General features: G+C 62.7%; 12 protein-coding genes. 5 read left to right on the top strand and 7 right to left on the bottom strand.

Going from position 1 to position 12,325, the window contains the following annotated elements:
• Nucleotides 1-67 precede the first annotated feature (67 nt).
• From ACRWA7_RS24995 to ACRWA7_RS25020, 6 genes are all read right to left on the bottom strand, one after another.
• Nucleotides 68-1,657 (bottom strand): PepSY-associated TM helix domain-containing protein, encoded by a 1,590-nt coding sequence (locus ACRWA7_RS24995; protein ID WP_438392921.1) that lies wholly within the window; start codon nucleotides 1,655-1,657, stop codon nucleotides 68-70.
• A gap of 6 nt (nucleotides 1,658-1,663) precedes the next feature.
• Nucleotides 1,664-2,053: a hypothetical protein gene (locus ACRWA7_RS25000; protein WP_438392923.1), complete on the bottom strand. Its 390-nt coding sequence runs from the start codon at nucleotides 2,051-2,053 to the stop codon at nucleotides 1,664-1,666.
• Nucleotides 1,984-2,256 (bottom strand): hypothetical protein, encoded by a 273-nt coding sequence (locus ACRWA7_RS25005; RefSeq protein WP_438392924.1) that lies wholly within the window; start codon nucleotides 2,254-2,256, stop codon nucleotides 1,984-1,986. Before ACRWA7_RS25005 ends, ACRWA7_RS25000 begins: the two co-directional genes overlap by 70 nt.
• A 471-nt stretch (nucleotides 2,257-2,727) precedes the next feature.
• On the bottom strand, nucleotides 2,728-3,045 hold the full coding sequence (locus ACRWA7_RS25010; RefSeq protein ID WP_438392925.1) for a hypothetical protein: 318 nt from the start codon (nucleotides 3,043-3,045) through the stop codon (nucleotides 2,728-2,730).
• A gap of 24 nt (nucleotides 3,046-3,069) precedes the next feature.
• The gene (locus ACRWA7_RS25015; protein WP_438392927.1) at nucleotides 3,070-4,218 is read right to left on the bottom strand and encodes a Rieske 2Fe-2S domain-containing protein; all 1,149 of its coding nucleotides are present in this window, start codon (nucleotides 4,216-4,218) and stop codon (nucleotides 3,070-3,072) included.
• 240 nt (nucleotides 4,219-4,458) lie between these two features.
• Nucleotides 4,459-5,094: a DUF938 domain-containing protein gene (locus ACRWA7_RS25020; protein ID WP_438392929.1), complete on the bottom strand. Its 636-nt coding sequence runs from the start codon at nucleotides 5,092-5,094 to the stop codon at nucleotides 4,459-4,461.
• Nucleotides 5,095-5,454: 360 nt separating this feature from the next.
• Here ACRWA7_RS25020 and ACRWA7_RS25025 point away from each other — a divergent pair, with 360 nt between their 5' ends.
• From ACRWA7_RS25025 to ACRWA7_RS25040, 4 genes are all read left to right on the top strand, one after another.
• Entirely contained in the window at nucleotides 5,455-5,973 is a 519-nt protein-coding gene (locus ACRWA7_RS25025; protein ID WP_438396775.1) for an ankyrin repeat domain-containing protein, read from the top strand.
• A gap of 119 nt (nucleotides 5,974-6,092) precedes the next feature.
• On the top strand, nucleotides 6,093-7,184 hold the full coding sequence (locus ACRWA7_RS25030; RefSeq protein WP_244164068.1) for a hypothetical protein: 1,092 nt from the start codon (nucleotides 6,093-6,095) through the stop codon (nucleotides 7,182-7,184).
• Between the two features lie 14 nt (nucleotides 7,185-7,198).
• Entirely contained in the window at nucleotides 7,199-8,482 is a 1,284-nt protein-coding gene (locus ACRWA7_RS25035; RefSeq protein WP_060856225.1) for an MFS transporter, read from the top strand.
• 6 nt (nucleotides 8,483-8,488) lie between these two features.
• Nucleotides 8,489-9,232, top strand: a complete 744-nt coding sequence (locus ACRWA7_RS25040) for an enoyl-CoA hydratase/isomerase family protein (protein ID WP_060856226.1) — start codon at nucleotides 8,489-8,491, stop codon at nucleotides 9,230-9,232.
• A 1-nt stretch (nucleotide 9,233) separates the two neighbouring features.
• Here ACRWA7_RS25040 and ACRWA7_RS25045 read toward each other — a convergent pair whose 3' ends face one another.
• Complete coding sequence (locus ACRWA7_RS25045) at nucleotides 9,234-10,619, bottom strand: FAD-containing oxidoreductase (RefSeq protein WP_438392932.1); 1,386 nt, start codon at nucleotides 10,617-10,619, stop codon at nucleotides 9,234-9,236.
• 226 nt (nucleotides 10,620-10,845) lie between these two features.
• Between ACRWA7_RS25045 and aldA the strand changes: the two genes are divergently transcribed.
• Nucleotides 10,846-12,270, top strand: a complete 1,425-nt coding sequence (gene aldA / locus ACRWA7_RS25050; RefSeq protein ID WP_438392934.1) for an aldehyde dehydrogenase — start codon at nucleotides 10,846-10,848, stop codon at nucleotides 12,268-12,270.
• The last annotated feature ends 55 nt before the right edge of the window (nucleotides 12,271-12,325 follow it).

Below are 12,325 nucleotides of genomic sequence, written 5' to 3' on the forward strand. Positions count from 1 at the left end.
TGGTGTTGTGAAACAAAGGCGCCGATGGAAGTTTCATCGGCGCCTTTTTGCGTCCGGATCATGCCCTTCACGTGCCGTGGAGAGGGCGTCCCCAAACGCTATCCCGCCCACCCTGCGCGACACGCCGCGCCGTTACCCGCAGCATCCATCCAAAGCAGCCCGCTGCAATCAGCGCACAGATATCGACGCCAACGGTCGCGGAATCGAACCACATTCCCGTCGATGGAACCAGCCATCCAATAACCGATGCCGCCGGCACGAGCAAGGTGGCGCAGATCGTCAGCGCCAGCAATTCGACCGATCCACGCGCAGCGCCCCGCAGGAACGCCCAGCCAATGCTCGCCAGAAAAACCGTGTAATAGATCCGTGCGTGCCATGCAGGCAGATCCGCGACGCGCCCGCTCAGCAATTTCCCGGCGGCGAGTGTCGCGGAGATCCCGGCCATGCAACCGAGCGTCACGCCCACCGTCAACGCGGCCATGAAATAAGTGGATGGCCGTTGCTTCACCACGCCGCTTTCCTCGCGACGCTCGGCCTTGCGACGGCTCTCGATCCACAACAGGTTGCCCGAGTAAAACAGGAACGCGCCGCCGAGTCCCAGGAACAAATACGCCCATTGAATCGTTTCGCCGCCATAGCTGCCAAAATGCAGCGCGAAAAATGCACTGGTGGCCGCGGACCAGGCGGTGCCATCAGCGCCGGGAAGAAATTGCGCGTTCAGGAAACGGCCGGACACGGGATCGAGCAACGCGAAGCCGCCGCTGCGCGCGAGATAGCGCGGATCATCGCCGGCCACGAACACGGTGGCGCCGGGTTCCCCTGCTCCCCGATAACTCAGTTCGCGAGGCTCGAACGCAGGCGCGCGCTGTTTCACGGCGGCGAGAATTTGCCCGGGCGCAAGCAGCCTTGTGGGGTCGACGCCCCGCTGGACCGGCGCCTTCGCAAAATACGGGTTCTGCGCTTGCCTGGTGGCATCGAGCGTGCCGCCGTAGATCACGCGGTCCTGCACCGGAAAGATGTAGTCGTTCAATCCGAACGCGACGACCGATAGCGCCATCACCACATGAAACGGCAGGCTCAGGATGCCAACGACGTTATGCGCATCAAGCCACATCCGCTTGAGGTTCCTGCCCACGCGCACGACGAACAGATCCTTGATCAGGCTCGGCAACAGCACGATCACGCCCGACACCAGCGCGAGCCCGTACACCAGCGACACCACGCCCATCACGCCCATGCCAACGCTGAAACCACCGGGAATGCCGACCGTCATGTGCAGGATATCGATAAAACGTGCCGCGTCCGAGAGCCCGCGAGTGTGTGTCCGAAGCTTGCCCGCAGTATCGAGCGTGGCGGAAATACGCTGCGCCTTGCCCCTCGCACGCCACGATAAACTCGCGCGTCCCTCGGGTTCGAGCCGCAAGGTGAACTGCCGCCGCGCGTCGGGAAAAGAAGCCAGCGTCTGTTCTATCACCGAAGACGCCTGCGTCAAGGGAAAGACCTGCGTGTTGGCGGCGGGCGGCGTGACCCATGCGTCGAGCGTGTCCTTGAACATGGTCACCGCGCCCGCATAGAACGCGATAAAAAGCGCGAGACCGGCAACAATGCCCGTCCACGTATGAACCGTCTTGTAGACGCGAATGACGTCGCTGCGCATGCTTTCTCAGTGAGCCGACAAAAAGTGACGGGCCAGCGCGAACATCGCAAAACCGAATGCATTGGCGCCGCCAAGCCAGAGCCACGCGCGCAGGCCGCTGCGAAACACGAAGCTCGCGCTCATCACGCCGATCCATACCGGTGGCACGAGCCACATCGCGACCTGGAATTTGTTTTGTGCATCGAGCGGACCGGGCGTGAGACAGGCGAGCAACCCGCTCGCGGCAATCCCGATCCCAAAGCCACCGATAACGCCCGCAAGCGTCTTGAGCGTCCAGTCGCGCGACAGATTTTCGCGGTCGCGCCCGGATTTGCCCGCCTTCGAACTCACCGCGAAGCGCCCTGCAATCGCGACCGCGCAAGCAGCACGCCGATGAACGGACACGCCGTGAGACATGCCATGACCGCGGTGAAAACCACGGCAAGCGATGTTGCCGGATTCAGCCCTTTCGCGCCGATCACGAACGCCGCGCTCACGAACACAGACGCGAGCGTCCTGCAAGGCCGGGGCGCGAGCGGTGCGCGCAACCATCGCTGCCCCGGGGCCGCGAGATAAAACAACAGGGAGCCGGCGATCGCGAACAAAACGGATGCCGGCATGGAGAGGTCATGCATAGAAAGAAAGCGCGATTTAGCTGCCCAAGACGAACAAACAGATTTCGGGCACGTTATTGAGAATCATTATCATACAGAAATTCACGATTCAGCGTGGCGTTGACTTGGTGCCTCGAAGGCATACAGCTAAATGCAAACGGCCCGCGTGAAAGCGGGCCGCTGGAAAAGATGTACTGCAACAACGTAATGCCGGGAGTTTCATGCCGGAAGCTTCAATTCGAACCGGCGGCAAAATCCTCCTTGACCTTACCGACGTTGCTCAATGCAAAACGTCATTGCGCCTATTGCCGCTTGCTCGCCTCCTTCTTCAGCTTCTTCGCTTCTTTCTTTTCTTTAGGCGATTTGAGGGCGACCTTTTTCTCGGTTTTCTTCGCGTCCTGGGCTTTGCTCATGATGTGCTCCGTGGTTGGTCTTGAATCTTACCCGGGTTACGGCCCGGGCTGGCTACGGCCTGTGTCAATCGATCCGTGAACGCAGTTCTTCGGCGCTCACGAGCAGCGCCTGATAGCCGGAGCGCGCGTGCTCGGGCAGATCCGGATCGCCAACAAGCGTTCCAAGCGTTTCGATCACGCTATATAGAATGCCCTTTGCAGCCTTGGCGGCCAGGACGCCCGATGAGTAGGAACTGTCGACGTGGCTGATCGCTGCGTCGAAGTGATCCTGCTCGGGCGGCTCGGTCGCGCTGACTGAAGCATTGACTGAAGCATTGACAGGCGTGCCGCGGTCTTCTGTCGGGTTGGGTTCCATGATGATCGGCCTCTTTGGTTGGTACATGATTCTCTGCTGCTACATACAATATCAGTCGCTTGCCGGCTGGATCGGCTGGATCCTATGCACGCGACGTTCCACCGCAGGTTCGCGAAGCGGCGCGCCGCATTCCGTCAAGAGCGAACGCAGTTCGAGAATGACCGGAAACACCTCGTGATTATGATCGGCGCCCTGCCTGTCGTGCGCTTCCTGCTCGCGTTCCACGATCCACCGGTCTTCCTTGAAGATACGCTCGGTGAACCACACCAGCAATGGCCACGCGGCATCGAGAATGCCCGGAATCTTCGGCCGCCGGATGGACAGCAGACCGAACGTGCGGTTCGTTCGCTGCTCGGCGTCGAGCGGCACGTATGCAATCCACAGATCCATCACCATCGTCTGGTCCTTGGTACGGATCCGGAGCGTCTGGTACGGATATTCCGTGCGGATCGTCATTACGTCCTTGTTGTTGTCGTCGGGCTTGGTGCCGCGTTTCTGGCTGAACACGAGCGCTTCGCCAATCGGCTGCTTGCCTTCTTCGCGCGCGAACGTGTAATTCACCTCCACCCAGTCCGCGCCCCGGCTGCGCCCGACCGAACGCGCCTTCATCTGGCCCATCTGCTTGCGATGCAGGAACTGATGGTTCATGTCCATCAGGTTCTCGTGCATGAAGGTGTAGTGGCACTTCACCTCGCGGCCGAAGCGGCGGGTTTTATAGGCTTTATCGTCGACAGAACCCAGCGCCGGGAACGGCACGGTTTCAGCGAGCAATGGATCGCCCGGGAAGATGAAGATCAGGCCGGCTTCTTCGCGGCACGGGTACGAGCGCACGCCGTTGGGCAGACGCTCGCGCCCTAGATAAGGCACGTCGATGCACTTGCCCGAGCAGTCGTAGGTCCAGCCGTGATAACAGCACCGGATGGATTCGCCGTCGACGACCCCCGCATGCAGCGGCACCTGCCGATGCGCGCAGCGGTCTTCGAGCGCAAACACCTTGTCGCTTTCGGTACGGACCAGCACGACCGGTTCGCCCGCGAACTTCACGCCATGCGCTTTACCACGCTTGACTTCGCGAGACCACGCGACGGGATACCAGTGATCGGGATGAATATCGACGCGGCGCAGATCGCGCGGCGGGGTTTGAGGATGTTCGGCAGGCGTGCCGCTCGTGACGGCGTCCTGCTGCAGCGCTACATGCATGTACGATGCCTCCGCTTGAGGGTATCGGCGAAAATCGGCGGAAAACCGCCGAAACTGGCGAAAAAATGTTTTTGGGGAGACGGCGTAACCAACGGGTCTCACGCAGTCTACACGCGAGAGGCCATTTAAGGCGCAAAGGCGCAGCGCTGAAAGTTCGGCGAAGGCCTGCGGGGCGGGCGTCGGACCGGAAAATACAGCGCTTTTGCGAAGCGCCGCCGGCAAGCCCGGCCGGCATCCTGGCTAGATCCGCGCGCGCCTGAATACCAGGCTGAAGTTGTTGGCGGGCATGGGCACGACTTCTTCCATCAGCAAGCCTGCCCGCCTTCCCAGCTCCACGACGTCCTCCATATTGCGCACCCCCCATTCGGGATGGGTCGCGCGAAGCTGGGTATCGAAGGCTTCGTTGGACGGCGCCGTGTGCGCGCCCTCGCGTTTGTAAGGACCATAGAGGAACAGGGCGCCGTCGTTGGTCAGCCGCTCGCCTGCGCCCCGGAACAGCGCTTCGGCCGCAGCCCACGGCGCGATGTGGATCATGTTGATGCAGACGATTGCCGCAAGCGAATCCGGCACGGGCCATGGGCTGGCGCATACATCCAGCTCGATCGGCGGGTTCAGGTTGGCGAGCGCGGCATGAGCCCGCCATGCATCGATGGACGCGCGCGACGCCGCGTCCGGGTCGCTTGGCTGCCACGTGATGCCCGGCAGCGCAGCCGCGACGTGCACCGCGTGCTGCCCGGTGCCGCTCGCGATTTCGAGCACAATGCCGGTCTTCGGCAACACGCGCACGAGGACATCGCGGATCACGTCGCGATTACGCGTGGCAGCGGGTGCAACGCGGCGCGAGGTATCAGGCGTGCCGGAATTATCGGAACTCACAACGCGTCTCCAGATGAAGTGTTGGCGAGCGTAAGCGCACCGTTTGCGCGGGTCAAGCGAAGATGCAGAGCGGCGCCACGCCTCATACGGCGGCCTCAGGAACAGCCGGCTTTGGCGAGGCCCGAATCCTGCTTCTTCGTGCGGCCCTCAATCAAACCTGTGTATCCTGACGCACTTGGCCCGGCGCTGGACACTCGTACTTGAAACGCCGGAGACCGGCCTGCCGTGGGCGAAGCGCATCGCCATATCGCAGGAAACGCGAATGCCGGCCGTCCCGGTCCATCTCACTCCATGGAGCCTTTCATGAATCCCGAGCAACCCGATTCCCGTTCAGGCGAGCAAAACCCAAGCTCCGAGACAATGAGCGAAGAGCTCATCAACTTCGCCGCCGAAGTCTTCGATACCGCCCGCCGCGGCGACGCCGCCATGCTCGACGCGCTGCTGCACAAGGGCTTGCCGCCGAACATGCGCAATGACAAGGGCGACACGCTCGTCATGCTCGCGAGCTACCACGGACGCGCCGACGCCGTGCGCGTGCTGCTTAAGCACAAAGCCGATCCGAACCTGCGCAACGACAACGGCCAGACGCCGATTGCAGGCGCGGCGTTCAAGGGTTACAAGCCGGTTATCGAAGCGTTGCTCGAACATGGCGCCGACGTGGAAGGCGCATCACCCGACGGCCGCACGGCGCTGATGATCGCGGCCATGTTCAACCGCGTGGAAATGGTCGAATTCCTGATCGAGCACGGCGCGAATCCGGACGCCCGCGACGCAAACGGCTTTACCGCACGCGACGCCGCCGCGAAAATGGGCGCCCCCGACACCGTCGCGCGTCTCGCCCAGGCAACCGAAGCGAAATCGCGGCCGCCGGGCGTTTGATTAGCACCAACACAACGGCAGTAAAACCGAAGTAAAAACCGATAACCCCGCGCCATCGAGTCCTCCCATCGGCGGCGCACGATTCTTTGAAGGTGATCCGGCAACATGGAGCTCTTGTGATGAGTGGCGGCTTCCCGCGGGGCGGTTTCCCGCTTCGAGCGTACGACTGGCGCTGGCGCACGATGGCCAGGACGCTTGCGATCCTGATCGGCCTGGCGGTTCTCTCGGTCATGTCCGGATGCAGCCTGTTCCCGACACAACCGGCCGCGCCGATCATCGATTTGTCGACGCCGCAGCCGGCAAGCGAGCCCGAAGTCGTGGAACCGGAAGAGGAGCCAGCCTCCGCGCCGGTCGTCGCGCAACCGCCGGCCGAGCAAAAAGCGCCGCGTCCGAAACCGAAGCGCCGTGTTGTCGTGCCCAAGAAACCGCCGCCGCCTCCGCCTCCGCCCGTGGAAGAGAAAGCGCCGCCGGCTCCGCCGCCGCTTCTCACCACGCGCATCCTGCAGCACGAACAGATTCATGGCCTGCTCGACACCGAGATCCAGCGCGACGGCAAGGTCGTCGGCCGGGCGGTGGACATGTATGTGGATGCCACGGCCAAACCCCGGCTCATGGTCGTGAACCTGTCGGGCTTCCTCGGCGTGGGCGACCGCAAGGTCACGTTCCCGTGGAGCGCGTTCCGCTTCAATCCGCTGGACAAGAAAGCGCCCGTCACGTTCGTGATGCCCGCGCCGGCGAACGGCAAGGCCAAGCCGGAAGCCCCGCCAAAACCCGGGTCGGTCGCCGATATCCCGCCGTCCCTCGCGCAGCTTGTCGATTCGAACGTCACGCAGAAAAGCGGCGCGCGCATGGGCCGGGTGGTCGACGTGCTGATCGATTCACAGGCGCAGCCGCAGGCGCTCGTGATCGATCTCTCGGATTCCCTCGCTGGCGACAAGCGGCAAGTCGCGGCCAACTGGCCGGACCTCCATGTGATTTCGCGCAACAAGGTGCTGCAATTGCAACTCGATTTCACCGATACACAGATCAAGGCAGCGCCCACGTATTCGCCCGATCAGCCGATCAAGATCGTCTCGCCGGTCGTTCCGCCAGCGGAGCCAGCTGCGGCGTCGGCGCCGGAAGCTGCATCGGCATCGGCGGCGGTGCCGGCTTCAACGTCCTCGGGTCCGGTGTCGGCTGCAGCATCCGCCGCACGGCCCTCGAAACAATGAGGACGATCTGAAATATGGTTACTGCACGAAGTCTGCGCGCGCTGGATTGGCTGAACTTTTTCGTCGCGAATGTGCAGACAGGTTTTGGGCCTTTCATCGCGTCCTATCTTGCCGCGAACAAATGGACACAGGGCGAGATCGGGCTGATGCTGAGCGTCGGCACGATCAGCGCGATGGCGAGCCAGTTGCCAGCCGGCGCGCTGGTCGATGCCTTGCGCAACAAGAAAGGCGCGGCCGCCGCCGCGATCATCGCGATCATTGTCAGCGCGCTGCTGCTCGGCGCGAGCCCCACGTTCGTCTCCGTGTTCGCGGCCGAAGTGCTGCACGGGTTCGCCAGTTGCATGCTCGTTCCCGCCATGGCCGCGATCTCGCTCGCCCTCGTCTCGCGCGCCGATCTCGGCGACCGGCTGGGACGCAACGCGCGCTGGGCGTCCATAGGCAGCGCGCTGACGGCGGCCTTGATGGGCGTGTTTGGCGAATACCTGTCGCTGCGCTCGGTGTTTTTCCTCACGGCCGCGCTGGCGTTGCCGGCGCTCGTGGCGTTGAACATGATCCATCACGAGATGCCGCCCGTCGTGCCGCGCATGAAAAAGGCGGCGGCGAAAGCAGGCGCGAATCTCGCCGATGCCTTGGGTTCGGCGGGCGGCGAGCGCCCCGAAAGCCTGCGCGATTTGCTGCGCGATCCGCGTTTGCTGACGTTCGCGGCGTGCGTGGTGCTGTTCCACTTGTCGAACGCGGCGATGTTGAATCTCGCCGCCGGCGAAGTGACCGCGCACATGGGCGACAACGTTCAACTGGTGATCGCGGCCTGCATTATCGTTCCGCAATTTATCGTGGCCGGGCTGTCGCCGTGGGTCGGACGGCAGGCGCAAAGCTGGGGACGGCGGCCGGTGCTGATACTCGGTTTCTCCGCGCTGCCCTTGCGTGCGCTGCTGTTCGCGGCGGCCAGCAGCGCGAGCAGCCCTTATCTGCTCGTGCCGGTGCAAATGCTCGACGGTATCAGCGCAGCGGTGTTCGGCGTGATGCTGCCGCTGATCGCAGCCGACGTGGCCGGTGGCAAGGGCCGGTATAACCTGTGTATCGGCTTCTTCGGGCTCGCGGCGGGAATTGGCGCGACCCTGAGTACGGCGATCGCCGGGTTTGTCGCCGACAAATTTGGTGTGAACACGAGCTTTTTCGGACTTGCGGGCGCGGGTGCACTGGCTGTCGCACTGGTTTGGCTGGCCATGCCGGAAACACGCGACGCCGCCGCCAGCGAAGAAGCCGCAAAAAAGAAGGAAGTTACGCCAGCGGGGTGAACCGATATGACAGAGACGGGCGTGAACGAAGGATTTTCATGGTCACGCCATGAAGGCGTGGTGACGATCCGGCTGACGCGCGTTGCGCAGCACAACCGGATCGATCCCGCCGACATTGCCGGGTTGCGGGAATCGGTTGCCAATGCCTCAAGCAATGCGGATTCAATCGCACTTGTGATCACCGGGTCCGGTAACGCTACGTTCAGTTCCGGCTATACCCTTGCGGCGCTGGCTGCAGGCAATATCGATGATTCATTCGAAAGCCTGCTGAACGAACTCGAAACGTGCCCACTACCTACGATTTGCGCACTAAATGGCAGCGCCTACGGCGGCGCGACGGATCTCGCGCTGTGCTGCGATATCCGGATTGGCGTTGAAGGGTCGCGAATGTTCATGCCTGCGGCGCGCATTGGCTTGCACTATTACCCGGACGGCATGCGGCGCTACATTCGTGAACTTGGACTTGCGCAGGCCAAGCGGCTGTTCCTCACAGGCATGACAATCGATGCGCCGGAAATGCTGCGGATCGGCTTTCTGACCGATCTGGTCGCTGCCGAACAGTTGACAACGTGCACGACGGAGTACATCGATGCGTTGCGTGCCTGCGAACCGGACGCGGTACGGTCGATGAAACGACAATTGAACGCCATCGCCGCGAGCGACCCGTCCGCGTTGGCCGATCGATCCGCATACCAGGCTTCGCTTCAAAGTCCAGCGATCGCAGAACGCATCAAGCGTCGCCGAAGCTGAATCAAACCAACGGCTTCAACATCCCCAACAACGTAGGAATCAGCTCGCTCACGGTCGGATGAATATGCATTGCGCGCTGAAGCGTGGTGTACGGCGCATCGGCGTTCATGATGTCGATGAACGTATGAATTGCTTCGTCGCCTTCAATGCCGAGTATCGCCGCGCCGAGAATCTTCTTCGTTCCCGCGTCCACCAGCACTTTCATGAATCCATCCGTCTCGCCGCGCTCGCGCGCCCGGCCGACGCGCGACATCGGCATGGTGGCGATCAGCGCGGGACGGCCGTCCTTGCGTACGTCGGCTTCGCTCATACCCACGCGCGCAAACGGCGGATCGACAAAAACCGCATAGCACATGATCCGCGAATCGACGCTGCGCGATTCGCCATCGACCACGTTCGAAGCAATGATTTCGTAGTCGTTGTATGAGGTATGCGTGAACGCGCCGCGCCCGTTGACGTCGCCCAGCGCCCAGACGCCCTCAGTTTTGGTGCGAAGCTGGCCGTCGACATCGACCAAGCCGTGCTTATTCGGCACAATGCCTGCTTGCTCCAGCCCAAGGTCGTCGGTGTTCGGCGTGCGCCCGGTGGCGAACAGCAAATGCGATGCATCGATGCTCTTGCCGTTCTTCAGCAAGATCCGTACGCCGTCGTCCACGGCCTCGACTTTCGACGTCTCGGTGTTGAACCGGAACTCTACGCCATCGCGCGACAAGACCTTCTGCACTTGCTCCGCGAAGTCCTTGTCCTCACGCGCCAGGACCCGCGCGCCCCTGACGAGCACGGTCACCCGGCTGCCGAAGCGCGCGAACATCTGCGCAAATTCAAGCGCGATATAACTTCCGCCCACGATCGCCAGATGGTCGGGCAAATCGGTCAATTCCAGAATCGTGGAATTCGTCAGATATGAAATTCTGTCCAATCCCTCGATTTCCGGCACGGTTGCCCGCGTCCCCGTATTGATGAAAATGGCGTCGGCCGAAAGTTCGTGCTGCTGGCCGTCGTTGCCCTGCACGCTGATGGAATGCGGCCCGGAAAAACGCCCGTGACCGTTGAACACAGTTACGCCCGACGCACCCCGCAACCACTTCTCCACGCCGCTGCGCGATTCGCCGATCACCTCGTCCTTGCGCGCCTTGACCCGCGCCAGATCCACGCGCACGCCGCCCGCCAGAATCACGCCGTAATCCGCCGCGTGACGCGCCACGTGCGCCGCGCGGGCGCTTGCCACATACGTCTTGGTCGGCGTGCATCCCACGTTCACGCACGTACCGCCGAACAAGGATCGCTCGATCACCGCCGTGCGCTTGCCGCTCCCGGCAAGCTTGACTGCAAGCGGCGCACCGCCTTGTCCGGTCCCGATCACGATGGCATCGAAGTGTTGCGGCATGTTCAATCTCCTCCTGATTTGACGGTCAAGGTGTCCAGCGAAGGCTGCGGTTTTCGCATGGTAGCTCGCCACGGCCGCCGGTGCAGCAGGAAAGGTCCGCGCCGCGCGTGCGTTTTACGCATGGACGGGTCGAGATTTAATCGCTTGTGGCCGAGTGTCACGCCCGATAAAACTACCGCCATTCACGTCGCGGATCCGCTGCGGCGCTTCTTCCCGGGCAATCACGATGCGCACCTACCGAAATTTCATCGACGGCCGCCTGATCGACTCATCGTCCGATCGGTTTGCCGATGTCGATAATCCCGCCACCGCTGAAATCATCGCGCGCGTCACGCTCGCTTCAAATGACGATGCGCTCGCCGCCGTGGAAGCCGCGTCCCGGGCGCAAAAAAAATGGCGCAAGCTGAGCGCGATTGAGCGTGGCGAACATCTGCGCCGTTTCGCCGACGCCATCGTGGAACGCGCGCCGCAGATCGGCGCGGCGCTCGCGCTGGAATCGGGCAAGAGCGTGGCGGATTCGGAAAACGAAGCCCGCTACGCCGCCGACATCACCCGCTATCACGCAGAATGGGCGCGCCGGATAGAAGGCGAAGTCATTCCCAGCGACACCCTGAATGAAAACCTCGTGCTGCATCGCGAGCCGATTGGCGTGGTCGCCTGCCTGATCCCGTTCAACTATCCGGTCTACACGCTCTTGCGCAAGGTCGCGCCCGCGCTGATCACAGGCAACGCGGTCGTGGTCCGGCCGAGCAACAACACGCCCACCTCCGCTTTCGAAATTGCCGAAGCCGCGCAGCAAGCGGGCCTGCCCGCCGGCATCTTCAACGTGCTCGCCATGGACCACGCGACCGCGGGCACAGTCTGCACGCATCCGGCCGTCGGCATGATCACGCTCACCGGCAGCGTGAACGCGGGGCGCATCGTGCTGGATTACTGCAAGGCGAATATCGCGAAGCCTTCGCTGGAACTCGGCGGCAAGGCGCCCGCGATCATCGAGCCGGACGCCGACCTGGAAGCGGCGGCGAGCGCCATTGTCGGATCGAAGACCACGCATTGCGGGCAGTTGTGTACCTCGATGGAGCGCGTCTACGCCCACGCGAGCGTGCACGATCGTTTTGTCGAGTTGCTGCGCGCGAAAATGAGCGCGGTGAGTTTCGGCGACCGGGCAAAGGACGCATCGAAGATGGGGCCGCTGGTGAGCCGCACTGCCCAACAAAACATTCACGCCATGGTCGAGCGCGCGGTCGCCGAGGGCGCGAGCGTCGCGACCGGCGGCACGTTGCCCGACTGCGCCGGCTATTTCTACCCGCCCACGCTGCTGCTCAATTGCCGCCACGACATGGAAATCGTGCGCGAGGAAATCTTCGGGCCGGTGCTGCCGGTGATCCCGTACAACACGCTCGACGAAGTCCTCGCAATGGCCAACGATCATCAATACGGCTTGTCGTCGGTGCTTTATACGGAGAACTATCGCACCGTAATGCGTGTGGCCAACGAGATCGAAGCGGGCGAACTGTACGTGAACCGCACGCCGGCCGATCCGTACCAAGGCTTCCACGCCGGCTGGAAACGTTCGGGGCTCGGCGGCGACGACGGCAAGCACGGCATGCTCGAATTCACCCAGACGCGCCTCGTCGTCATGAAGTACTGAATTTCCCCAACCCTGCAAATCGATAAAAACGGCGCGCCTTGACGAGCGCGCTGAA

The sequence above is a fragment of the Caballeronia sp. DA-9 genome (genome assembly GCF_051615025.1).
Classification (GTDB): Bacteria; Pseudomonadota; Gammaproteobacteria; order Burkholderiales; family Burkholderiaceae; genus Caballeronia; species Caballeronia sordidicola.